The organism is Paraburkholderia monticola, from assembly GCF_001580545.1.
Classification (GTDB): Bacteria; Pseudomonadota; Gammaproteobacteria; order Burkholderiales; family Burkholderiaceae; genus Paraburkholderia; species Paraburkholderia monticola.
In genome coordinates, this window is record NZ_LRBG01000038.1 from 671893 (window position 1) to 696225 (window position 24333).

A 24333-nucleotide genomic window follows, 5' to 3' on the forward strand; every position below is an offset into this window, starting at 1 on the left:
TAGAACCGGGTGGAGCTGGGTGGTATTTCGACTTGACACACGGGCGCGGAGCCCGGAGGAGACGGAATGAACAGCAACAGAATGGTCTTGCGAGGCGTAGTTGCGGCACTGGCGCTGTATGGCGTCGTCGCCCACGCTGAGCCGCTCAAGGCCAACGTGATTCACTGGTGGACCTCGGGCGGCGAATCGGCCGCGATTCGCCAGTTTGCCGACGCGTACGACAAGGCCGGCGGCCAATGGGTCGACAACGCGGTCGCCGGCGCCGATCAGGCGCGCTCCACCGCGATCAACCGGATCGTCGGCGGTGATCCACCCACCGCCGCCCAGTTCAATACGTCGAAGCAGTTCCACGATCTGATCGACCAGGGACTCCTGAATAACGTTGACGACGTCGCCTCGAAAGAAAACTGGAGCGGCATTTTCCCGCAATCGATTCTCGACAGCATCCGCGTGAAGGGCCATTACTACGCGGCGCCGGTCGACATCCACATGCCGGCCTGGTTCTTCTACTCGAAGCCGGTGTTCCAGAAAGCCGGCATCGCGAGCGAGCCGAAAAGCTACGACGAGTTCATCGCCGATCTCGGCAAGCTGAAGAGCGCGGGCGTGATTCCGCTCGCGTTCGGCGGCCAGCCGTGGCAGGAGAAGATCACGTTCGACGCGGTGCTCGCCGACGTGGGCGGCGCGGACCTGTATATGAAGGTCTATCGCGATCACGATCAGAACGCGGTGAAATCGGATGCGTTCAAGAAGGTGCTCGTGTCGTTCAAGCGGCTGCACGATTTCGTCGATCCGGGCTCGCCTGGGCGCAACTGGAACGACGCCACGGCACTCGTAACCTCGGGCAAGGCCGGCGTGCAGATCATGGGCGACTGGGCCAAGGGCGAGTTCGTCGCGGCGAATCAGACCGCGGGCAAGGACTTCGGCTGCTTCCCGGGCTTCGGTCCGCGCTCGCCGTATCTGGTCGCGGGCGACGTGTTCGTGTTCCCGAAGACCGACAACGCATCGGCGATCAAGGCGCAGAATCTGCTCGCCACGGTGATGACCTCGCCGTCCGCGCAGGTCGCCTTCAGCGCGAAGAAGGGCTCGATTCCGATCCGGCCCGACGTGGACGGCAGCAGTCTCGACGTCTGTGCGAAGGAGGGCATCGCGATCATGAAGGACAAGTCGCGCCAGTTGCCGAATCCGGAAATGCTGCTGTCGCCGGATGAGCAGGGCGCGCTGACCGACGTCGTGACGAACTTCTGGAACAAGAACGAGTCCGTCGACGATGCGCAGAAAGCGTTCGCCAGCGCGTTGAAGGGCTAGGCCTCGCCATGCACGCGCTCAAGCTGCCAGCCGAGGGTTCGAAGCCACGCGGCGGGTCTCATCCGAACTCGCAACCCAGGCCGCGACATAAACCGCTGAAACGGCGGTTTTCGATCGCGGTCTGGCTGGCCTTGCTGCCGATGCTCCTGACCGTCGTGTTCGCGTACCTGGGCACGATGGTCTGGACCGCGCGCGTGTCGCTCAGCAATTCGCACACGTTCCCGTCGAACGACTTCGCGGGCCTCACGCAGTACGTGCGGCTGTTCCACAACGACCGCTGGCTCGGGTCGCTGCAGAACATCGTGATCTACGGCGCGTGCTTTATCGTCGCGTGCATGGTGATCGGTCTGCTGCTCGCGATCTTCATCGATCAGCGCGTGGTCGCGGAAGGCGCGTTGCGCACGGTGTTTCTGTATCCGTACGCGATGTCGTTCGTCGCTACCGGGCTCGTGTGGCAGTGGATCCTGAATCCCTCGCTCGGCGCGCAGGAAGTGCTGCACAGGATCGGCTTCACGCATGCCCGCTTCGACTGGATCGTCGATCAGGACTATGTCATCTACACGATCGTGATCGCGACCGTGTGGCAGGCCTCGGGGCTCGTGATGGCGCTGATGCTGGCGGGCCTGCGCGGCATCGACGAGGAGCTGTGGAAGGCCGCGCGCATCGACGGTATTCCGCGCTGGCGCGTCTACGCGAGCATCGTGGTGCCGATGCTCGGCCCGTCGATCTCGACCGCGTTCGTGCTGCTGTTCGTGATGGTCGTGAAGCTGTACGACGCGGTCGTCGCGATGACCCAGGGCGGTCCCGGCACAGCGAGCGAAGTGCCGGCCAAATTCATCATGGACTATCTGTTCGGACGCGCCAACATCGGCCTCGCGTCGGCGGCATCGATCGTGCTGCTCGCGACGGTGCTCGCGATTCTCGCGCCGTTCTTCTATGCACGCAGCCGCGCGGCGCTGCGCGGGGAGAGAGGATGAACACGCTCGATTCCACGCTCAAAGGCGGCATGCCGCCGCGCGCGCACGCGCGGCCGCGCCGCTCGGCATTCTCGCCGGCCCGGCTCGGCATCTACGCGTTCCTGCTCACCGCGGCGGCGTTTTTCCTGCTGCCGCTGTACGTGATGCTGGTGACCTCGGTGAAGCCGATGAGCGAGATCCGCCTCGGCAATCTGCTCGGCTTGCCGATGCATTTCACACTCGCCGCGTGGGGCGATGCGTGGCAGTCGGCCTGCACCGGGCTCGATTGCAACGGCATTCGCGTCGGCTTCTGGAACTCGGTGCGCATCGTCGTGCCGAGCACGGTGCTGTCGATCATGGTCGGCGCGGTGAACGGCTACGCGTTGAGTTTCTGGCGGCCGCGCGGCGCGGGGCTGCTGTTCGGCGTGCTGCTGGTCGGCGCGTTCATTCCGATTCAGGTGATGGTCTATCCGCTCGTGCGCGTGCTCGCCAGCGTGCATCTGTTCAGCTCGCTGCCCGGCATCGTGCTGATCCATACGATCTTCGGCATGCCGGTGATGACGCTGCTGTTCCGCAACTACTACGCGTCGATTCCGCAGGAGCTGTTCAAGGCCGCGCGCATCGACGGCGGCAGCTTCTGGCGCATCTTCCTTCAACTGATGCTGCCGATGTCGACACCGATCATCGTCGTCGCGCTGATCATGCAGGTCACGAACATCTGGAACGACTACATTCTGGGCCTCGTGTTCGCCGGCACGAAGAATCTGCCGATGACGGTGCAACTGAACAACATCATCAACACGACGACCGGCGAGCGGCTCTACAACGTCAACATGGCGGCGACCATTCTGACCTCGATGGTGCCGCTCGCGGTCTATTTCGTTTCGGGCCGCTGGTTCGTGCGCGGCATTGCGTCGGGCGCCGTCAAGGGGTAGGGCATGACAAACATGGCAAATACGATCGACGCGGCCGGCGTGCCGGGCGCAAGCGCGGACGCCAACTCGGACGCTGACCTGGACACTGCGGCGCTCACGCATCCCGCCAACGTGGCGATCCGCAATCTGACGATTCGCCTCGGCGCGAACACGGTGATCGAAAACCTCGATCTCGACGTGCTCGCCGGCGAGTTCGTCGTGCTGCTCGGGCCGTCGGGCTGCGGCAAGTCCACGCTGCTGCACAGCATCGCGGGCTTGATCGACGTCAGCGACGGCAGCATCGAGATCGCGGGCGAAGACATGACGTGGGCTGATCCGAAGGATCGTCGCATCGCGCTCGTGTTCCAGTCGTACGCGCTGTATCCGACGATGAGCGTCGAGCGCAACCTGTCGTTCGCGTTGCGCATCAACGGCACGCCGAAGGCGGAAATCGCGCGGCGCGTCGGGCGCGCCTCGGAGATGCTGCAACTCGGGCCGCTGCTCAAGCGCAAGCCCTCGCAGCTGTCGGGTGGGCAGCGGCAGCGTGTCGCGATCGGCCGCGCGATCGTGCGCGAAGCCGACGTGTTCCTGTTCGACGAACCGCTGTCGAACCTCGACGCCAAGCTGCGCACCGAGCTGCGCCGCGAACTGAAGCAACTGCATCAGCGCCTCGGCGCGACGATGATCTACGTGACGCACGACCAGGTCGAGGCGATGACGCTCGCCACGCGCATGGCCGTGATGCGCGGCGGCGTGATCCAGCAGTTCGGTACACCGGCCGAAGTCTATGCGCGGCCGAACAATCTGTTCGTCGCGACCTTCCTCGGCTCGCCGGCGATGAATCTGCTGAAGGGCACGCTCGAGACGCGCGACGGCGCGCGCTTCTTTTGCACCGCGCAGGTGCGGCTCGACGTCTCGGCGTACCCGTTCAAGGAAGCGCCCTCGCACGGCGCGCCCTGCGTGCTCGGCGTGCGGGCCGAAGACGTGCATATCACGGAAAGCGCGAGCGAGCACGCAAAAGTTTCGCTGATGGAGCCGATGGGCAACCACCGCGTGATTTGGCTCGACTATCATGGCGAACAGATCGCGTCGATCGATCAGACAAAAGCGCCATTTTCGGAGGGTGACACCGTGGCGTTCTCGTTCGACGCCGCGCATGTCTCGCTGTTCGACGAAGCGAGCGGCGCGCGCTTATAACGCCGCAGCGCGTCACGCGCGAAGCGGCTCGTCGAGACAGGCTTGATGGAGAACCGCGTGGCAACACTCAAGGACGTCGCGGAACTGGCCGGCGTGGGCATGTCGACCGCCTCACGAGCCATTTCCGGCAAGGGACCGATTTCCGCCGACGCCGCGGCGCGCGTGAAGGCGGCGATCGAGGCGCTGAACTTCCGCCCGTCGTCGATCGGCCGGGCGATGGCGACGCAGCAGCTCGGCATCATCGGCATCTTCGTGCCGACCTTTTTCGGCTCCTACTACGGCACGATTCTGAAGCAGACCGACACCGAGCTGCGCGCGGTAGGGCGGCATGTCGTGGTCGCGACCGGCTGCGGAGATTTATCGCCGCGCGACCAGGCGATTGAGGCGGTGCGCTTTCTGATCGGCCGCGATTGCGATGGCGTGGTCGTGATCAGCCACGATCTGCACGACGAAGACCTGATCATGCTGCATGGCATGCATCCGAAGATGGTGTTCCTCAATCGCGCGTTCGAGCGCTTGCCGGAAGCGTCGTTCAGCGCCGATCACCGGCGCGGCGGCGAACTCGCGGCGCGCACGCTGCTCGATCACGGGCATCGCGACATCGCGGTGATTTCCGGGCCCGCTACCGCGTCGGACAACGTGATGCGGATCGAAGGCTTTTTCGCTGAACTCGCGCAAGCCGGCATCGCGCGCGACGACGTCACGCTGATCGAATCCGATTTCTCGCCCGAAGGCGGCTACGCGGCCGCGCAGAAGCTGCTCGACACGAAGCGGCACGTAACAGGCCTCTTTTGCGCGAACGACACGATGGCGGTCAGCGTGCTCGCGCGCTTTCACCACGCGGGCATTTCGGTGCCGAACGATATTTCCGTGATCAGCTACGACGACGACTACTCGGCCGCGTATGCGGCACCGGGGCTCACGTCGGTGCATATCCCGACTGCGGAGCTGACGCAAAACGCGGTGCGCTGGCTGATCAACCAGTGTTACGGCACCGCTTGGGAGATCTTCCGCGAGTTTCCGGTCAGCGTGACGGTGCGCGAATCGGTCGGGCCGGCGCCGATGGTGAAGAACAAGGCACGCTGAGGGCGGACTAGAAGGGTTTGCCTAATTGCGTGGCGTGACTGACGCCTGAGGTGAGCGCGGGTCTGCGATCACGCTCGGACGCAGCATTCGCGGGGTTTTTCACTCGCCAGAGCTTCCGTAGATTCGCGTTTTCACTTACATATGCGAGGGTCGTTTTAAGACCTTAGTAATACTTCGCAATAGAGCTTTGCGGTTTTCCCTCATAAAACTTACTGCAAATTTCTCTAAACTTGCCGGTAACAATTTGTTACGGGGTGAGTGCGATGTTGGCCATCTTTCTGATCGCCTGTCCGATCTGCATCGCCGCGCTGTTTGGTTTTGCGCGCCATGTGGATCCGGAGACAGGGCATTTCAAACGTTAATTCTTCAGGCGTTTTTACCGCGGTGGGGCCGTGGTGATTTTCGCTTGGCGACTATTGTTTTGTTAGTTCGTTGTCAGTTTGAAATCGGCAATCGTTTGCTGTCTTTCGGATTGCTTTCTCTTTTTCGTTTGCCTCAATAGCCCGTTACACCTTTCATCAAGTCTTGCCTTTGTGTGCCGGTTCGCGGCACGATGCGCGATTACCTTCGGTTTGGGGCGGCATCGCGTATGCAAGAATCTCTGCAAAAAATGGCGGCACGTGCCAGCGTGCTGAAGGGCGTTCTTCCTTTGAGCCGGATCGCGGCGGCGCGTGATGCGCTGGCCGGTGTGCAGCTTGCGTCGATGGATATCCCGCAGGTGCTCGGCTACGCGCGCATTGCCGGCATGCCGGCCGTGACCGGGCTCTATACGGTGTTCCTGCCGCTCGTCGCGTTCGCGTTTTTCGGCGCGTCGCGGCATCTGGTCGTCGCGGCCGATTCGGCCACCGCAACGATCTTCGCGAGCCGTCTGTCGACGATGGCGCCGGCATCGAGCGCCGAATACGCGGCGCTCGCGGCGATGGTCGCGTTGCTGACGGCGGCGTTGCTGCTCGTCGCGCGCATCTTCAAGCTCGGCTTTCTCGCCGATTTCCTCTCGCGCACGGTGCTGGTGGGCTTTCTCGCCGGCGTCGGCGTGCAGGTCGGCATCGCGATGCTCGGCGACATGTTCGGCGTGCCCGGACATGCGGCGACCAGCGTGAATCAACTGCTGCTCGTCCTGCGCGAGGCCGCGCAGATCAACCGGCCGACGCTCGCGATCTCGGTGCTCGTGGTGGCCGCGATTCTCGTCTGCAAACGTTTCTGGCCGCGCTTGCCGGTGCCGTTGATCGTGGTCGTCGCCGGCATTGCCGCGAGCGACGTGTTCGGCTTCGCCGCACACGGTATCTCGATCCTCGGACCGGTGGAGGGCGGATTGCCGCCGCTGCGGATTCCGTCGGTGACGTGGCAGCAGATGCTCGATCTGGTGCCGGTCGCCGCGTCGTGCTTCGTGATGATCGTCGCGCAAAGCGCCGCCGCGAGCCGCGTGTACGCCGAGCAATATCACGAGCCGGTCGATAACAACGCGGACCTGCTCGGCATCGCGGCCGCCAACGCGGCGGCGGCGTTTACCGGCGCGTTCGTCGTCAACGGCAGCCCGACGCAGACCGCGATGGGCGATCGCGCCGGCACGCGCAGCCAGTTCGCGCAGCTCGTGTTCGCGGCGGTCGTGGTGGTCGTGCTGCTGTTTTTCAGCCGCTATCTGCAGTATCTGCCGCACTGCATTCTCGCGAGCATCGTGTTTACGATCGCGGTCGGGCTGGTCAACGTGCAGTCGCTGTTTTCGATTCGTCGCGAAAGTCCCGGCGAATTCAGGCTGGCGGTGTTCACGGCGGCGGCGGTCGTCCTGATCGGCGTCGAGCACGGCATTCTGGTCGCGGTCGCGGTGTCGTTGCTGCGTCACGTGCGACACAGCTATCGCCCGCACACGATGATGCTCGCGCCCAACGGCGACGGCCAGTGGGTGCCGGTGCCGGCGGTGCCCGGCATGGAGACCGTGCCCGGGCTGATCGTCTATCGCTTCGGCGCCGATCTGTTCTACGCGAACGATCATTTTTTCGTCGACGATACGCGCCGCCTGGTCGATCACGCACCGAACCCGGTGCGCTGGTTCGTCGTGGATGCGAGCGCGATTACGGATGTCGATTATTCGGCGGCGCGCTCGGTCGGCGAGCTGTGCGCGGCGCTCAAGAGTAGCGGGATCGAAGTGATCTTCGCGCGCGTGAATCGCTATTTGCGTTCGGATATGGATCGGCATGGCATCACGCCGATCGTCGAGGAGCGCTGCATATTCGGCACGCTGCACGAGGCGCTGACGATGGCGGGCGTGGAGAAGCCGCATGAGCAGGTGAAGGGGGCGCTGTAACGGGTCATGCCCGGCGCAAGGCGATCAGCGACGGCCGGCGGACCCTAGCGGCCGGAATCCGCCGGAGCGCACACCTTGCTTTTGCGTTTGGCGACCGCGACCGCAAAGTCCTCGGAGAACGCCCGCTGCGCGAAGCAGGGCGCCGAGCTCGCGAGCAGTGCATCGACTTGCGCGAACTGTTTGTCGACTACCCATGGTCGGCGTGCGAGCGTGCGGTCGTTGAGCCAGTAGGGACTCCAGTCCCGGGTCGTTTCGATGACCTCGCGCGCGAATTGCGGCCCGTATTCGAGCGCGCCCTCGATCACGACATCGATGTACGACTCGACGAGCGGATATTTCGCGTCGGGCAGCGGAAGCCCTTCGCCCGGCGCCTTGCCTTCGACCTTCGGCACGTAGACCCAGACTGTTCCCTGCGCCGGCAGCGGCTGCCACGACACCGCCTCGATCAACGCGCGCGGCACCTCGACGCGCACATAGCCCTTCTCACGCTGGTCGAACGCGGACATGTCATTGCCGGCAACGGGATAGATCACCCCGTTGATCGTCATCGGTGCCTCGCCCTCGAATGGATGCCGCAGGCCGAGCGCCGTGAACCCCGAGGTCGCACGGTCGTTCCAGCTGCGCACATAGCCGAACGCCGCCGCGACGCGCACCGGAATCGCCGGAACCGGCTTGCCCGCCGTGTCGGCGCGCGATGGCGAGTTGATCAGCGAGCCGTAGCCGAAAATGAACTGCGTCGGCTGATCGGGAAGACGCGTTCCCCAGTAGTCGGCGGTTTGCGCGTGCGCCGCCGGGCCAACGAGCGCGAACGCCACGATCAAGGTTCGAATCTTTGCCATTGCCGCCATCGTCGGATCTCCGTCCTATGTATTGCCGCAGATGATCGCCTCAGCCGGGGCGCCTTGCAACTGCGCGCGCAGTGGGGTTTTGCTCCTGCGGCCCGATTCCATTGCCTAAGATCAAGTTACGCGAAACCCGTTCTCGCGCGACTTTTCCACCAGGAGGTGACGATGAAAGCAGACGACAAGGGCGACGTGCGCGCTTTCGTGCAAACGGCCGAGCAGGGTGGCGAGCATGTCTGGGTCATCACGCTGGTCGACTTCGCGGCTCGCGAGGTCAAACGCTCCCTCGTTTCCGACGAGACCTATGCGACCCACGCCGCTGCCAAAGATGCCGGGGAGGCCCATCTGAAGGCGCTGGCGGAGGATCGCTAGACGCGCTCACTTGTGCCTTGGTTTCGCAGGCGAACGTACTAACGTTGCACTATAGATAAATGGGCGGCAAACGGGGCGGAAGAGGCAAGGTGATGGCCAGTACGCAAGGAACCACCGGATCGCCGTTTGCGGCGTCCGTCGAGCCGGGCAGCTTTCGCGTCACGCGCCCGCAGAACGCGAGCGATGTGACCGACCTGCTGCGACAGCACGATATTCAGATCGTCGATCTGAAGTTCACCGATCTGCCCGGCCTCTGGCAGCACTTCTCGATCACGCTCCCCGAAGTTCACGATGACCTGTTCAACGCCGGCATCGGCTTCGACGGTTCATCGATCCGCGGCTTTCAGGAGATCCACGAGTCGGACATGCTGCTCAGGCCCGACCCGACAACGGCCTTCGTCGACCCGGCTTGCGACACACCGACCCTGTCGATGATTTGCGACGTCGTCGATCCGGTGCTGCGGCAGCCGTACTCGCGCGATCCGCGCTACGTGGCGAAAAAAGCCGAGAACTATCTGCGCCAGACGGGCATCGCGACGACGTGTTATTTCGGCCCGGAATTGGAATTCTTCATCTTCGACTCGATCCGCTATGGTCAGGATCAGCATTGCGGCTACTACTACGTCGAGTCGGGCGAGGGCGACTGGACCAGCGGTCGGGACGAGGGCGCATACGGCGGCGGCAACCTTGGCTACAAGCAGCGCTACAAGGAAGGCTATTTCCCGGTGCCGCCCCATGACACGTTGCAGGAAATCCGCTCGGAAATCGTGCTGAGGCTTCAGCAGGCAGGCGTACAGATCGAAGTGCATCACCACGAAGTCGCGACGGCGGGACAGAACGAGATCGATATGCGCTTTGCGACGCTCACCCGCATGGCCGACAACGTGATGATCTACAAGTACATCTGCAAGAACGTCGCACGCCGGCACGGCAAGGTGGCAACTTTCATGCCGAAACCGCTCTTCGCCGACAACGCGAGCGGCATGCACTGTCACCAGAGCCTGTGGAACGACGACCAGAACCTCTTTTACGACGCGGGCGGCTGGGCGCTGACTTCCGATATGTGCCGCTGGTACATCGGCGGATTGCTTCAGCATGCGCCCGCGCTGATGGCGTTCTGCGCGCCGACGACGAATTCCTACAAACGCCTGGTGCCGGGCTATGAGGCGCCCGTCAATCTGGCCATGTCACAGCGGAACCGTTCGGCCGCGGCGCGCATCCCGATGTATTCCGATTCGCCCAATGCGCGGCGCGTCGAATTCCGCTGTCCCGACCCGTCGGCCAATGCCTATCTTGCTTTCGCGGCGATGCTGATGGCCGGCCTCGACGGCATCGAAAACAAGACCGATCCTGGCGCGCCGCTCGACCGCAACATCTACGATCTGCCACCCGAAGAAGCCCGCAACGTGCGCCAGGTGCCGGGTTCCCTCGACGAGGCGCTGGCCGCGCTCGAAACCGATAACACGTTCCTGCGCAAAGGCGATGTCTTCACCGACGACGTCATCGAAACCTGGATCGACTACAAGCGCACACGCGAGATCGACACGATCAAACTGCGTCCGCATCCCTGGGAGTTTTATCTGTACTTCGATACCTAGAAAGCAGGGGACGACAGGCCCCGCGAGCTCAAAGCAGGATAGGCGCGCAAATCAGAAGAAACACCGCGATGTAGACGACGCCGAAGATCAGCCCGAGTCTCCAGAAGTCGCCCGCGGGCAGATACCCGCTGCCGAAGTACACCGGGCTCGGACCCGATCCATAAGGCGTCAGGATCCCCATGATCCCCAACGTCAATGACAGCATCAGCGCGAACGCCTCCATCGGCATGCCTGGAACGGTCGAGCCCACCGCCAGCATGACCGGCAGCATCGCCGTCGCATGGGCGGTCACGCTCGCGAACATGTAATGCGTGAAGAAAAAGATCAGCACGAGTACGATCGCCGCCGTCGTCGGTGGAAAGCCGCTCATATGCGTCGAGATCGTCGCGGCGAACCATTTGACGAAGCCAGTCCTGCTGAGTCCATCGGCGAGGGTGACGAGCGTCGCGAACCACGCAAGGGTATTCCAGGCCTGTTTGTTGGCGAGCATGTCGTCCCAGCTCACCACGCCCGTGACCAGCATCAGCGCGATCACCATCAGCGCCGCGGTCGTGGCGTTGACGTAGTCGTCCGCAAAGACCCACAGCGCCAGCGCGATCACGACCAGCACGGCGAGCGTGATTTCCCGCCGGCTGAGCGGCCCCATCTCCTTGAGCTGCTGGGCGGCCCAGGCTGGCACTTCGGCGCTCTGCTTCACCTGCGGCGGATAGATCACATAAGTGAGCAGCGGCACGGCCAGCAGCAGCAGGATGCCCGCGGGCGCGAAGGCGAGAAACCACTGCGTCCATTCAAGGTCGACGTTGACCATTTTCTTGACGAGTTCGACGGCGAGCAGATTGGGCGCGAGCCCGGTGAGGAACATCGAACTCGTCACGCAGGTCGTGGCGATCGCGATCCACATGATGTACGAACCGATGCGCCGTGCCGACGGATCGTTCGGCTTCGAGTCGTACAGCGGCGGCAAACTGCGAATCACCGGGAAGATCGTGCCGCCGCTGCGGGCCGTGTTGGAAGGGGTGAAGGGCGCGAGCACGGCGTCCGCCACCATCACCGCATAGCCGAGCGTCAGAGTGCGGCGGCCCAGCGCCCGCACGAGCATCAGTGCAATGCGCCGGCCGAGCCCGGTTTTCTCGTAGCCGAGCGCGAACATGAAGGCGCCGAAGATCAGCCACACGGTGCCGTTGGAGAAACCGGAAAGGGCCCAGCTGAGCCCCGCATTCGCCACATTGAAGCCGGGTTTGGCGAGTTGTTCGGGACTGAAGAACACCCACTCGCTGAACACGGCGACGAGCGTCACGGCGATCAGACCGATCGCGGCGCCTGGAATGGGCTCCAGCATCAACCCGACGATCACGCCCACGAAAATCGCGAAGTAATACCACGTGTGCTGCTCCAGGCCGGCGGGAGTGGGAATCAGTGCGATCACGATCGCCACGATCAGCGGGGCGACGGCCTTCCAGAAAGTTTTCATACGATGCCCCTTCCCATAACCTTTCGTGTGCTAAGGTTTATATGACCTTTTTCACGCGTTCGCCAGTGCAGTGTTTGCGGCGCGCAAGGAGAGTGCGAGGCTATGGTTCGCGTGAGTATCGAAGGGCGCGAGATTCAGGCGCCGGCCAACTGCTCGATCCTGCAGGCCATGGGGCATGCGGGGCAGACGCTCGTCGAGGGTGTCGGCTGCATGTCCCAGGGTGTGTGCGGCTCATGCCGTGTGATGGTGCGGCGTAGCGGCGAGCAGGAAGTCAAAACTGCGCTCGCCTGCGAGACCCTCGTCGAAGACGGCATGCAGGTCGCCTTCCTCGATTACTTCACCGAATCGGTACGTCACTTCTATCGCATCGAGGAGATCGGCGATAGCTGGCAGACGCTGCGCCAGATCGCCGAGATCTTCCCGGAAGCATCGCATTGCCGGCATTGCAGCGGCTGCGACCGGGCCTGTCCAAAGGGGCTCGAAGTGCAGCGCGGCGTGAACCTGGCGGTGGAGGGGAGTCTGGCCGCGGCGGGCCAGGTCTTCGACGAATGCGTGATGTGCAATCTGTGTACGCTCGCATGCCCCGAGCATATCCGGCCCAACCATCTAGGGGTATTCGTGCGCCGCATGATCGCATCGCTTTCGCTGCGTCCGGCCAATCTGATGCGACGGCTGCAGCAGATCGAGAGCGGCGAAATGACGATCGACTTCGATGCGCCCGGCGCGCAACCGCCGCGCTGAGCGGAGGGAAACATCATGTCCGCCGGCATACCTTACGATGACGCGCGCCAGCGCTACCGCCCCGGGATGGCGGCGACGGTCCGCAGCGATGACGTCCCGGTCGATGAACTCCTGAAGGCTTATCACCCTGACCACGGGCCGCATGCGCGCGTCGCGCTGAGCGTCGGGGTCAATCGCGGCGAACCCTGCCAGCCCGATCTCGCGCGCCATCTGCAGGCCAACGCGCTGATCGACGATGTCGATATCGCCGGAGCGCAGTTGATGACGACCGATGTGCTGGTGATCGGCGGCGGCGGTGGCGGATGTGCCGCGGCGCTCACGGCGGCGAAGCAGGGCGCGCGGGTGATCCTCGCCACCAAGCTGCGCCTCGGCGACAGCAATACCGTGATGGCCGAAGGCGGAATCCAGGCAGCCGTCGGCGAAGATGACAGTCCGCAACTGCACTTCGAAGACACGCTGCGCGCCGGGCACTTCTGCGGCGAACCCGAACTCGTGGCGCAGATGGTGATGGACGGCCCCGATGTGATTCGCTGGCTGATCCAGCTCGGCATGATGTTCGATCTGGAGGAGGACCAGCCGATCGGCGGCAATCTGCTGCGCAAGAAACCCGGTGGCGCATCGGCCGCGCGCATTCTGTCGTATCGGGACTATACCGGCCTCGAAATGATGCGCGTGCTGCGCGAAGCGGTGGACCTCGACCCCGGCATCGAGCTGTGGAATCGCTGCCCGCTGGTCGAGCTGCTGTCCGACGAGCGCGGCGGCTGCGCCGGCGCCGTGATCTACAACCTCGAATGGCGCACCTTCGTACTGGTGCGCGCGCGTGCCGTGATCCTTGCCACGGGCGGCGCCGGGCGTTTGCACCTGAATGCTTTCCCGACTTCCAACCACTACGGCGCCACCGCCGACGGCCTCGTTCTCGCCTACCGGATCGGCGCGCGTCTGCGCGAGCTCGACTCGTTCCAGTACCATCCGACCGGCATCGCCCACCCGCACCATCTGGCGGGCGGCCTGATTTCGGAGGCGGCGCGATCCGCGGGGGCGAGACTGCTGAACGGCGAAGGCGAACGTTTCGTCGACGAGCTCAAGCCGCGCGACGTGGTCGCCTCGGCGATCCTGCGCGAATGCGCGCAGGGGCGCGGCATCGAGCGCGACGGCCAGATCGGTGTGTTCCTCGATACACCGACGCTCGAAATCGAGCATCCCGGCATCCTGGAGAAGCGTCTCGTCACGCTGCGTCATCTCGCGCACAAGTGCGGCATCGATGCCGCGCAGGAGCCGTTCCTCGTGTATCCGACGCTGCACTATCAGAACGGCGGCGTCGCCATCGACAAGGACGGCGCCACCAACGTCCCAGGCCTTTTCTGTGTCGGCGAGGTGACGGGCGGCATCCACGGTCGCAACCGGTTGATGGGCAACGCGCTGCTCGACATTCTCAGCATGGGGCGCCGTGCCGGCGCGAAGGCGGCGCAATCGAGGGAGTGGGTCATGGCGAGCCGCGCCGGAATCGGTCACGTGCACGCGTGGCAGAGAGAGCTGACACTGGCGGGACTGCCGCTTCACGTGAAGGCGCCGCAGCTCTTTCCCGCTTATGCCCATTTCGATCTGCGCGTCGACGCGGGCTTGCGCTCGGGCGCGCGCGGGCGCGTGATGGGCGGCATCCGCTGAGGCGAACCACGGAGCACGCGATGCAAACGCTGAATCAGTGCTTGATGAGGGACGATTTCCGTGTCGGCGCCGACCTCGATGCGTGGTTCGCGCGCGGCGGTGGGGAGGGGCTCGCCAAGGCGCTCGACGACCCGGCAGCGATCATCGCCGAAATTGCCCAGGCCGATTTGCGCGGGATGGGCGGTGCCGGCTTTCCCGCGCATCGAAAGTGGGCGCCGGTCGCGGCCGCCCCCGACGGCGACAAGTACGTCATCTGCAATGGCAACGAAGACGAGCCCGGCACCTTCAAGGATCGCTTTCTGCTCGAACACACACCGCACCAGGTGATCGAGGGCGCGCTGATTGCCGCGCTGGCGACGCGCGCCAACCATGTCGTTCTGTATGTCAATCCGCACCAGAGCGTGTCCCTCGCGGTGGCTCGCGAGGCGGTGAAGCAGTGGTCGGGTCACGCGCAAGTTGCCGCGATCGAAAAGTGGATTGGCGCACCCTTGTCGCTTGGTGTCGTCCCTAGCTCGGGGCTGTACATTGGCGGAGAGGAAACGGCGGTGATCGCGAGCGTCGAAGGTGGTTTTCCGTTTCCGCGGCGCAAACCGCCTTTCCCGGCCGAGCACGGTGTGCATGGCGCGCCGACCATCGTCAACAACATCGAAACATTGGCACACGTACCGGGGATTTTGCGCCACGGCGCGCAGTGGTACCGCGATCTGGGTTTAGGGAACGCGGCCGGCACCAAGCTTTATTCGCTTTCCGGCGATGTACTGCGTCCCGGTCTGTACGAACTGCCGATGGGCACGACGCTGGAGACGCTGGTGTTCCAGCACGGCGCCGGCATGCTGCAGGGCAAGGAATTCAAGGCGGTCTTTACGGGCGGACCCTCCAACACGCTCCTGACGAAGCGCGACCTCGACGTCGCACTCGACTTCGACTCGGTGCGCCAACGCCGCTCGCGTCTGGGGACGGGTGCGATGATCGTGGTCTCGGAAGGCACGAGCATCGTGCGCAAGGTCGCGGACTACGTGAGCTTCTTCGCACAGGGTTCGTGCGGGCAGTGTCCGCCGTGCAAGGGCGGAACGTTTCAGATGATGCGGCTTCTGAACCGGCTCGACACAGGGCGCGGTGTGCCGGCCGATCTGGAAGCACTGGAGAACCTGTGCTCGGTTCTTCCCGGCAGCGGGCGGTGCGGTTTGATCGACGGTGCGGTGACGGTGGTGGAGAGTTCGATCAATCAGTTCCGCGAGGAATATGAGGCGCTGTTGATGGCGTAGGTCTTATATCTCCACCCGCGCCCCCACTTCGATCACGCGATTGGCCGGCAGCTTGAAAAACGCCGCGATATTGCCCACGTTGTGCAGCATCACCGCGAAGAGCCGTTCGCGCCACAACGCCATGCCGTGCCCGCGTTTGGGCACGACGGCCGCGCGGCTCAGGAACCACGATGCGTCGTTCGGATCGAACGCAAAATCTGCCGATTTGTAGTCGGCCAGCGTCCGCGGCAAGTCCACTTCGTCCTTGAATCCGTAGTTCACCGTTGCGTGCCAACAGCCCGAGCACAGCGGCTTGATCTGCACGCGCTCGCTTTCGGCCACCCACGGCACGCTTTTCGTCATCACGCTCAGGAAAACCGTGCGCTCATGTAGCACGCGGTTGTGCCGCAGGTTGTTGACGAGCGCGTGCGGCACCGCGTTGGCATCCGGCGTGAGGAAGATCGCCGTGCCGCCCACGCGCGTCGGCGATTTTTCGAGCAGCGTAGTGAGGTATTGTTTGAGCGGCGTCTTGCCCGCCCGTACGCGCGCTTCGGCCATCATCATTTCCCAGCCGCGTCCCCACGTCGCCATGATCGTGAACATGATCCCGCCGACCACGAGCGGGAACCAGCCGCCATCCACGATCTTCAGCAGGTTCGCCGAAAAGAACAGCGCGTCGATCACGAAGAAGAACGAGGTGGAGAGCACGCACAGCAGCCAGTTGTAGTGCCACGCGTAACGCACGACGAAGAACGTGAGGAAGGTGGTGATCAGCATCGTGCCGGTCACGGCGATGCCATACGCGGAGCCGAGGGCAGTGGACGAGCGGAAGCCCACCACCGCCGCGACGACCGCGACGAGCAGAATCCAGTTGATGCCGGGCACGTAGATCTGCCCGATCTCGCGCTCCGACGTATGCACGATGTTCATGCGCGGCAGGAAGGAGAGCTGCATGGCCTGCATCGTCATCGAATAGGTCCCCGAAATAACGGCCTGCGAGGCGATCACGGTGGCGACGGTCGCCAGCACGATCATCGGCACGACGGTCCATTGCGGGAACAGCCGGTAGAACGGGTTTTGCACTGCGCCGGGATTCGTCAGCAGCAGCGCGCCCTGGCCGAGATAGTTGAGCGCTAGTGCGGGAAAGACGATGCCGAACCACGTTAGACGAATGGGCCGCTTGCCGAAATGCCCCATGTCGGCGTAGAGCGCCTCGGCGCCCGTGAGAGAGAGCACGACCGCGCCGAGCGCGACGAACGCGAGCCAGTGATGATGCGCGCAGAACCGGAGTCCTTCCAGCGGATTCAGCGCGTAAAGCACGACCGGCGCGTTCAGGATGTTCGCGATGCCCGCCGCGGCGATCACGAAGAACCAGAGCACCATCACCGGCCCGAACACGGCGCCGATGCCGCTGGTACCGTGTTTTTGCGTGACGAAGAGGACGATGATCGCGGCGAGCGTGATCGGAATCACATAGGTCTTGAGGCCGGGCTCGACGACTTCGAGCCCCTCCACGGCGCTGAGCACGGAGATGGCGGGCGTGATCACGCTGTCGCCGAAGAACAGCGCCGCGCCCATCACGCCGACCACCAGCAGCGTACGACGCAAACGCGGCCGCGATTTGACCGACGACGCCGCGAGCGCGAGCAGCGCCATGATGCCGCCTTCGCCGTGATTATTCGCCCGCAGGATCAGCACGACGTACTTGAGCGACACGACGATCATCAGCGACCAGAAGATCAGCGAGACGATGCCGACGATATTGAAAGCATTGACCGCGAGACCGTTGATGGGATCGAACACGGTGGCGAGCGTGTAGAGGGGGCTCGTGCCGATGTCGCCATACACCACGCCGAGCGCGGCCAGCGCGAGCGCTGGCAGAGCCGGCGCGGCTTCGCCGTGGCCTTCCGCCGGCGCGTCCGTTGCGGGATGTCCCATGTCTCCCTCCTCATACGAATCGCGCGCCGGCCCTGATAGGCGAGCGCGGGTTCGCTTCGATTCTTTCGTTTTGTTGACGTGGATTCGTTCGGTTTTGTACGGGCCGCTTCCTGCTCGTTGTGCGCTAGAGGAAGTATAGAAATTTCCGGCGAAATTGCGCTTCGCGTCACCATTTCGCGCGGGTGTCGTCGTGCATTCGCAATACGGTCGGAGTCAGGCGCATTCGCCCGATCAATCGGGCGCGGCCGCTACGTCACTCACTCATCCGCGAAAAAATGGCCGATGAAGACACACCCGGCCGCGAGCGCGGCGCCCAGCACGGCGACCGTATAAGCGAGCCTGGAACCGTGCCACAGGTTATCGAACCATTGATGCAACTGCGCCATCAGCACCGCCGCGTTGCCGCCGATTTGCTGTAGCTCGATCTGATAGCGCGGATCGACCATGCCATACATCGCGACCGCGGGATCCGGCGGCGGCGTGCTGACGTAAATGAGTATCGCGGCGATCAGGCTGAGGACGAGGATCGCCGCGCCGGTGAAATAGAGCCGCCTTTGCAGCGGCGAACGTTGGGTTGAGGAGACTGCGTCGTGATCGTTGCCGTTCATCGTTTCGTGGGTGGGTGCGCTAGCAGCCGTCGTTCATGGAGCCGAACCGCCAGTATCGCAGAGCGCGGCCCGCAGGCGGCCGGGCGACCCCAGCAGGCCTCAACTCTTCGACGTCAACAACTTGATTCCCGCAATCCCGAACATCACCGCGAGCGATCCATCGAGCCAGCGGCGGATCGCCGTATAGATGCGCCGCGCGGACGCCGTCGAAAACAGCACCGCATAGCTGCTGAACACCGTCGCGCCGATCACCATGCAGCCAAGCACGACCGGCATCACGTGCGCGGCGCCGTGCACCGGCGACATCGCGAGCGAGACGATCGACAGCCACACGAGCACCGCCTTCGGATTGGTGAGGTGCAGCAAAAGACCGCGCAGATAGAGGCGCCCAAGCGGTTCGTCGAGGCGCGCCGCCCGGGCGGCCGGCTTGTCGGCGCTCAATGCCGAGCGCGCGGACTTGAAGCCGAGCCATAGCAGATATAGCCCGCCCGCAATGCGGATCGCGACGAGGCATTGCGAGTACGTGGCGAGCACCGCCGACAAGCCAAGCGAGGCGAGCAGCGCCCACGAAAACGAACCCGACACCACGCCGAGCGCGAACACCAGCGCGGCGCGCCGGCCCGCGCTCATCGCGAGCGACATGATCGCGAGATTGCTCGGCCCTGGGCTCGCGGTGCCGACGAAATAGGCGCTGTAGGCGATCAGGACATCGGCGGTGAGCAGAGGGCTGGCGATCATATCGGGCAGGGAGTAAGGGCAGGGCGCGTGACGGGCAATGCAGCGCAATGCAGCGCAATGCAACGCGGCGTGGCTCGCGCGCCATCCAGGCGGTTGAACGAAGCAACGATTCTGCGCGCCGCCGCGCGCAACTCACAGATACAGTTGCGCGTTCGTAGGGCAGGACACTCGAGTCGAACGCGCGTCGAGCGCACCGCCCGAACCGCTCACCCCTGCGCCGCGCCCGCAATACATTCCGCCAACGCATCCGCGACCACCGGCCGGCTATGCCGCGGCCGCAACACGAGCCCGATCTCACGCGTGAAGGTCGCGTCGCCGAGTTCGAGCGCCACGACGCTCGCCGGCCATTTGCCGAGCCCGGCCGTATCGGGAATCAACGCGACACCCATGCCGCGCGCGACCAGTTGCACGATCGCCTGCAATTCGTCGAGCTCGACCGCGTCGCGCACGGTCAGGCGCGCGCGCCGCAGAAAACGGTCGACGAGCCGGCCGCCGAACGACGCGCGGTCGTAGCGGATGAACGGCTCGCTGCGCAGCAACTCGCGCCACGAGCGGCCGCCGCGCGCGAGCTTTTTCGGCGCGAGCAGCACGAACGGTTCGGCGACGAGGGTGCGCCATTCGAGCTCCGAGGGCAGCGCGAACGGCGGCTTGATGATGACGGCCAGATCGAGTTCGCCGGAATCCACCTGGCCGAGCAGCCCCAGCGACACCCCCGGCACCACGCGAATGCGCCAGCCGGGGCGGTCGACGCGAAAGCGCGCGAGCGCGTCGGCGAGCAGCGACACCTGCGCGGACGCGATCGCGCCGACCCGCAGCATGCCGCTTTCGGCGGCGCCGCCGCTGCGCTCGGAGAGCCGCGCGTAGAGCGTCATCATTTCCTCGGCGAGCGCGAGCGTTTCGCGGCCCGCTTCGTTGAGCGTCGCCGAGCGCCCGGTGCGGTCGAACAACTGGAAGCCCAGTTCCTCCTCGAGCCGCTGCATCTGCGCGCTGACGGCGGATTGCGTGAGCCCGATGCGCGCGCCCGCGCCGGAAAATGTGCCGTACTGGCTGACGGCGATGAAGGTTTTCAACTCGCTGAGCATGATCGATCAATCGATTTTGGTGATGGTCAGATCAAATATATATCGTTTCTCAGCATTTTTATTCATGGTTAAACTTGCCTTCAATTGACCGGTCGTTAGTCGAACCGCCCGTCACGAGCCACCCCCCCACACCCACCCAGCGAGTCTTACCATCATGAGCGTTGCCGAAAACGTTTTGCCGCCATTCCATCTGGCGTTTCCTGTTCATAGCCTCGCCGCCGCGCGCGAGTTTTACGGTGAATTGCTCGGCTGTCCGGAAGGGCGCAGCTCCGACGCGTGGGTCGATTTCAATTTCTACGGCCATCAGATCGTCGCGCATCTGGCGCCGGACGAAATCGGTCATCGTCATACGAGCGCGGTCGACGGCGACGCGGTGCCGGTGCGCCACTTCGGCGCGGTGCTGTCGATGGAGCAGTGGCAGGCCGCCGCGGACAAACTGCAAAAGGCCGGCATCGAATTCATCATCGAGCCGCATGTGCGCTTCAAAGGCGAAGTCGGCGAGCAGGCGACGATGTTCTTCCTCGATCCGTCGGGTAATGCGCTCGAGTTCAAGGCGTTCGCCGATATGTCGTCGCTGTTCGCCAGGTAAGTGTCGCGGGCGTTGACGCCCGCAGGCGGATAGTTGTAAATCAGAAGGCCGGTCGACCCTGTAGGTCGACCGGCCTTTTGCATTGAGGAGCACGCTCGCGCGGAGCAAAATACCGTGTTGGGCGAATCAATCTGAAAGCATGTTTCATAATATTTCCAATGAAAGCCGTGTCGCGTCTCAGCAAACGTTCCATTAACTACGCTTAAATTTATTCAATAAACGTTTGCTTGTCGCGAAATTGGACGCATCTCCGGCGCGGGTACGGCGCCCTCAAAAATCGCGCTTAGGCTTTCAACAAGCTTCCTGACAATCTCGCCATTTTCACGCCATGCAGGCGTTGGTGCTACCGATCTAGCATAAGCGCAGATTCAATCCCTCCCTCCACCCGCATTTTCTCTGGCCCGTTTCAATGTGGATCGTCAACGTAGCGCTTAAGCGGCCATACACGTTCATCGTGATGGCGATTCTGATCGTGCTGGCGACGCCCTTCGTGCTGTTCACCACGCCCGTCGACGTGTTGCCGGAAATCAACATTCCGGTCGTCAGTATCATCTGGACGTATACGGGGCTGTCGGCCGAGGACATGGCCAACCGCATCACGTCGGTCAACGAGCGCAGTCTGACCACGACGGTCAACGACATCCAGCACATCGAATCGCAATCGCTGCAAGGCATCACGATTCTGAAGGTGTTCCTGCAACCGAACGCGAACATCCAGACCGCGATCGCGCAGACCGTCGCCGTCGAGCAGGCGCAGTTAAAGCAGATGCCGCCCGGCGCGACGCCGCCGCTCGTGATCAGCTATTCGGCGTCGAGCATTCCGGTGATCCAGCTCGGCCTGTCGAGCCCGAAGCTCTCCGAGCAGGCGCTCAACGACACCGCGCTGAACTTCCTGCGACCGCAGCTGGTGACGATTCCGGGCGCGGCCGTGCCGTATCCGTACGGCGGCAAGTCGCGCCTGATCTCGGTCGACCTCGACACGCGCGCGCTGCTCGCGAAAGGCCTGACGCCCTCGGACGTGGTCAGCGCGTTCAACGCGCAGAACCTGATCCTGCCGACCGGCACCGCGAAGATCGGCCCGAAGGAATACACGATCAACATGAACGGCTCGCCGCCGACGGTGGACGGGCTCAACGACATTCCGGTGCGCACCATCAACGGCGCGACGACCTATCTGCGTGAAGTCGCGCACGTGCGCGACGGCTTCTCGCCGCAGACCAACATCGTGCGGCAGAACGGCCATCGCGGTGTGCTGATATCGGTGCTGAAGAACGGCAACGCGTCGACGCTGTCGATCGTCGATACGCTGAAAGACCTGTTGCCCGGCGCGCGCGCGGCGCTGCCGCCGGACCTGCAGATCACCGCGCTGTTCGACCAGTCGGTGTTCGTGAAGGCGGCGGTGGCGGGCGTGGTGCGCGAGGCGCTGGTGGCCGCCGCGCTGACCGCCGCGATGATCCTGCTGTTCCTCGGCAACTGGCGCAGCACCTGCATCATCGCGATCTCGATTCCGCTGTCGATTCTGTCGTCGCTGATCGTGCTGCATGCGCTCGGGCAGACCATCAACATCATGACCTTGGGCGGGCTCGCGCTCGCGGTCGGGATCTTGGTGGACGACGCGACGGTGACGATCGAGAACATCGAGCGGCACTTGCACATGGGCACGAATCTGCACGACGCGATTCTCGACGGCGCCGGCGAAATCGCGGTGCCGGCACTCGTGTCGACGCTGTGTATCTGTATCGTGTTCGTGCCGATGTTCTTCCTGACCGGCGTCGCGCGCTATCTGTTCGTGCCGCTCGCGGAAGCGGTCGTGTTCGCGATGCTCGCGTCGTACATCCTGTCGCGTACGCTCGTGCCGACGCTCGCGATGCTGTTGATGGGCCACGCGCACAAGCCGAAGGCGGGCGCGAAGCCGAATCTGTTCATGCGTCTGTATCACCGCTTCGACGCCGGCTTCGAGCGCATGCGCGCGGCTTACATCATGATCCTGAGCAGCCTGCTCGTGCGTCGCAAGATGTTCGGCACGCTGTTCCTCGGCTTCTGCGTGCTGTCGATGGGCCTGTTCTTTACGCTCGGCGAAGACTTCTTCCCGAGCGTCGACGCGGGCGATATCCGCTTGCACATGCGCGCGCCGACCGGCACGCGCATCGAGGAAACCGCCCGGCTCGCCGACGAAGTGGAAAAGGTGATCCGCGAAGTCGTGCCGCCGAAGGACCTCGGCACGATTCTCGACAACCTCGGCCTGCCATATAGCGGTATCAACCTGTCGTACAGCAATGCGGGCACGATCGGCACGCTCGACGGCGAGATCCAGATCGCGCTGAACGAAGGGCACAAGCCGTCGCAGATGTATATGGACAAGCTGCGCACGATCCTGCCGCAGCGTTTCCCGGGCGTCGAGTTCTTCTTTCAGCCGGCCGACATCGTCACGCAGATCCTGAACTTCGGCCTGCCCGCCGCGGTCGACGTGCAGATTTCCGGCGCGGACCAGGAAGGCAATCTGGAGGCCGCGCGCAAGCTGCTCAAACAGGTGCGGCTGATCCCCGGCACCGTCGACACTCACATCCAGCAGAAGCTCGACGAACCCGCGATCAATCTGCAGATGGACCGCACGCGGCTGCAACAGCTGAACCTGAGCGCGAGCAACGTCGCGCAGAACGTGCTGATCTCGCTGTCGGGCAGCTCGCAGACCTCGCCGGGCTTCTGGTTCAACAACCGCAACGGCGTCGAATACAACGTCGCGGTGCAGACGCCGCAGTACCAGGTGTCGTCGATCGACGAACTGCTGCGCACGCCGGTGTCGGGTGCGGCCAACGGGCCGACGCAACTGCTCGGCAACCTCGTACGCGTGTCGCCGCACGCGCAGTTCGCGGTCGTCTCGCACTACAACATTCGTCCGGTGATCGATCTTTATGTGAGCGTTGAAAAGCGCGATCTCGGCAGCGTGGCGAATCAGGTCGACAAGATCGTCAACGAGGTGCGCGGCTCGCTGCCGCGCGGCAGCCAGATCACGGTGCGCGGGCAGGTGGAGACGATGCGCAGTTCGTTCTTCGGGCTCGGCATCGGTGTCGCGATGGCGATCGTGCTCGTGTATCTGCTGATCGTCGTGAACTTCCAGTCGTGGATCGATCCGCTGATCATCGTCAGCGCGCTGCCGGCGGCACTCGCGGGCATCATGTGGATGCTGTTCCTGACCGGCACCCATCTGAGCGTGCCGGCGCTGACCGGCGCGATCATGACAATGGGCGTCGCGACCGCGAACAGTATTCTGATGGTCTCGTTCGCGCGCCAGCGGCTCGCCGCCGGTGCGCCGGCGCTGACCGCCGCGCTCGAAGCGGGCGCGAGCCGGATCCGTCCGGTGCTGATGACCGCGTTCGCGATGATCATCGGCATGATCCCGATGGCCCTCGGCCTCGGCGAAGGCGCCGAGCAGAATGCGCCGCTCGGCCGCGCGGTGATCGGCGGCCTGCTGTTCGCGACCGTCTCGACGCTGTTTTTCGTGCCGCTCGTGTTCGCCGGGATTCATTCGTGGCTCGCGCGCCGGCACAGGAACGGCGGCGGCGACGACAACGGCGGTGGCGACGATGGCGGCAACGGCGGTGGCAACGGCGGTGGTACTGGCAGTGGCGGCCATACCCGCAGCCCTGCGCCGGAACACAGCAGTGCGGCAACGCCCGCGTAAAAG

The 24333-nt window shown here is 64.0% G+C and carries 19 protein-coding genes; 13 read left to right on the plus strand and 6 right to left on the minus strand.

Going from position 1 to position 24333, the window contains the following annotated elements:
• Positions 1-66: 66 nt before the first annotated feature.
• From CI15_RS30470 to CI15_RS30495, 6 genes are all read left to right on the plus strand, one after another.
• The gene (locus CI15_RS30470; RefSeq protein ID WP_062135848.1) at positions 67-1305 is read left to right on the plus strand and encodes an ABC transporter substrate-binding protein; all 1239 of its coding nucleotides are present in this window, start codon (positions 67-69) and stop codon (positions 1303-1305) included.
• An 8-nt stretch (positions 1306-1313) separates the two neighbouring features.
• On the plus strand, positions 1314-2282 hold the full coding sequence (locus tag CI15_RS30475; protein ID WP_062135851.1) for a carbohydrate ABC transporter permease: 969 nt from the start codon (positions 1314-1316) through the stop codon (positions 2280-2282).
• Entirely contained in the window at positions 2279-3196 is a 918-nt protein-coding gene (locus CI15_RS30480) for a carbohydrate ABC transporter permease (RefSeq protein WP_062135853.1), read from the plus strand. The genes CI15_RS30475 and CI15_RS30480 overlap by 4 nt, the downstream gene beginning before the upstream one ends.
• Before the next feature lie 3 nt (positions 3197-3199).
• Positions 3200-4372 (plus strand): ABC transporter ATP-binding protein, encoded by a 1173-nt coding sequence (locus tag CI15_RS30485; RefSeq protein ID WP_062135856.1) that lies wholly within the window; start codon positions 3200-3202, stop codon positions 4370-4372.
• Between the two features lie 45 nt (positions 4373-4417).
• On the plus strand, positions 4418-5458 hold the full coding sequence (locus CI15_RS30490) for a LacI family DNA-binding transcriptional regulator (RefSeq protein WP_062135859.1): 1041 nt from the start codon (positions 4418-4420) through the stop codon (positions 5456-5458).
• A 589-nt stretch (positions 5459-6047) separates the two neighbouring features.
• A complete protein-coding gene (locus CI15_RS30495) occupies positions 6048-7760 on the plus strand; it encodes a SulP family inorganic anion transporter (protein WP_062135862.1) in 1713 nt (570 codons plus the stop codon).
• Positions 7761-7804: 44 nt separating this feature from the next.
• Here CI15_RS30495 and CI15_RS30500 read toward each other — a convergent pair whose 3' ends face one another.
• Positions 7805-8608: a gamma-glutamylcyclotransferase family protein gene (locus CI15_RS30500; RefSeq protein WP_062135865.1), complete on the minus strand. Its 804-nt coding sequence runs from the start codon at positions 8606-8608 to the stop codon at positions 7805-7807.
• 162 nt (positions 8609-8770) lie between these two features.
• Between CI15_RS30500 and CI15_RS30505 the strand changes: the two genes are divergently transcribed.
• Both CI15_RS30505 and glnA read left to right on the plus strand, forming a co-directional pair.
• Complete coding sequence (locus tag CI15_RS30505) at positions 8771-8974, plus strand: hypothetical protein (protein WP_008922850.1); 204 nt, start codon at positions 8771-8773, stop codon at positions 8972-8974.
• 92 nt (positions 8975-9066) lie between these two features.
• On the plus strand, positions 9067-10572 hold the full coding sequence (gene glnA / locus CI15_RS30510; RefSeq protein ID WP_062135868.1) for a type I glutamate--ammonia ligase: 1506 nt from the start codon (positions 9067-9069) through the stop codon (positions 10570-10572).
• 28 nt (positions 10573-10600) lie between these two features.
• Here glnA and CI15_RS30515 read toward each other — a convergent pair whose 3' ends face one another.
• A complete protein-coding gene (locus CI15_RS30515; protein WP_062135871.1) occupies positions 10601-12043 on the minus strand; it encodes an anion permease in 1443 nt (480 codons plus the stop codon).
• A 102-nt stretch (positions 12044-12145) separates the two neighbouring features.
• Here CI15_RS30515 and CI15_RS30520 point away from each other — a divergent pair, with 102 nt between their 5' ends.
• The 3 genes from CI15_RS30520 to CI15_RS30530 are packed head-to-tail and all read left to right on the plus strand — an operon-like array spanning position 12146 to position 15714.
• The gene (locus tag CI15_RS30520) at positions 12146-12784 is read left to right on the plus strand and encodes a 2Fe-2S iron-sulfur cluster-binding protein (protein ID WP_062135874.1); all 639 of its coding nucleotides are present in this window, start codon (positions 12146-12148) and stop codon (positions 12782-12784) included.
• A 15-nt stretch (positions 12785-12799) separates the two neighbouring features.
• Positions 12800-14449: an FAD-binding protein gene (locus CI15_RS30525; RefSeq protein WP_062135878.1), complete on the plus strand. Its 1650-nt coding sequence runs from the start codon at positions 12800-12802 to the stop codon at positions 14447-14449.
• A 20-nt stretch (positions 14450-14469) separates the two neighbouring features.
• Entirely contained in the window at positions 14470-15714 is a 1245-nt protein-coding gene (locus tag CI15_RS30530; RefSeq protein WP_062135880.1) for a complex I 51 kDa subunit family protein, read from the plus strand.
• 3 nt (positions 15715-15717) lie between these two features.
• On the opposite strand, the gene CI15_RS30535 is transcribed toward CI15_RS30530, so the two are convergent.
• The 4 genes from CI15_RS30535 to CI15_RS30550 form a co-directional block, all read right to left on the minus strand.
• The gene (locus CI15_RS30535; RefSeq protein ID WP_062135884.1) at positions 15718-17631 is read right to left on the minus strand and encodes a potassium transporter Kup; all 1914 of its coding nucleotides are present in this window, start codon (positions 17629-17631) and stop codon (positions 15718-15720) included.
• Positions 17632-17888: 257 nt separating this feature from the next.
• Complete coding sequence (locus tag CI15_RS30540) at positions 17889-18239, minus strand: hypothetical protein (RefSeq protein ID WP_062135886.1); 351 nt, start codon at positions 18237-18239, stop codon at positions 17889-17891.
• 99 nt (positions 18240-18338) lie between these two features.
• Entirely contained in the window at positions 18339-18977 is a 639-nt protein-coding gene (locus CI15_RS30545; protein WP_062135889.1) for a LysE family translocator, read from the minus strand.
• A 206-nt stretch (positions 18978-19183) separates the two neighbouring features.
• Positions 19184-20059 carry a LysR family transcriptional regulator gene (locus tag CI15_RS30550; RefSeq protein ID WP_062135891.1) on the minus strand — a complete coding sequence of 292 codons (876 nt, stop codon included), beginning with the start codon at positions 20057-20059 and terminating at the stop codon, positions 19184-19186.
• A gap of 154 nt (positions 20060-20213) precedes the next feature.
• Between CI15_RS30550 and CI15_RS30555 the strand changes: the two genes are divergently transcribed.
• Both CI15_RS30555 and CI15_RS30560 read left to right on the plus strand, forming a co-directional pair.
• Positions 20214-20648 carry a VOC family protein gene (locus tag CI15_RS30555; RefSeq protein WP_062135894.1) on the plus strand — a complete coding sequence of 145 codons (435 nt, stop codon included), beginning with the start codon at positions 20214-20216 and terminating at the stop codon, positions 20646-20648.
• Positions 20649-21057: 409 nt separating this feature from the next.
• Positions 21058-24330, plus strand: coding sequence for an efflux RND transporter permease subunit (locus tag CI15_RS30560; protein WP_062135898.1), 3273 nt, complete (start codon positions 21058-21060; stop codon positions 24328-24330).
• Positions 24331-24333: the final 3 nt, after the last annotated feature.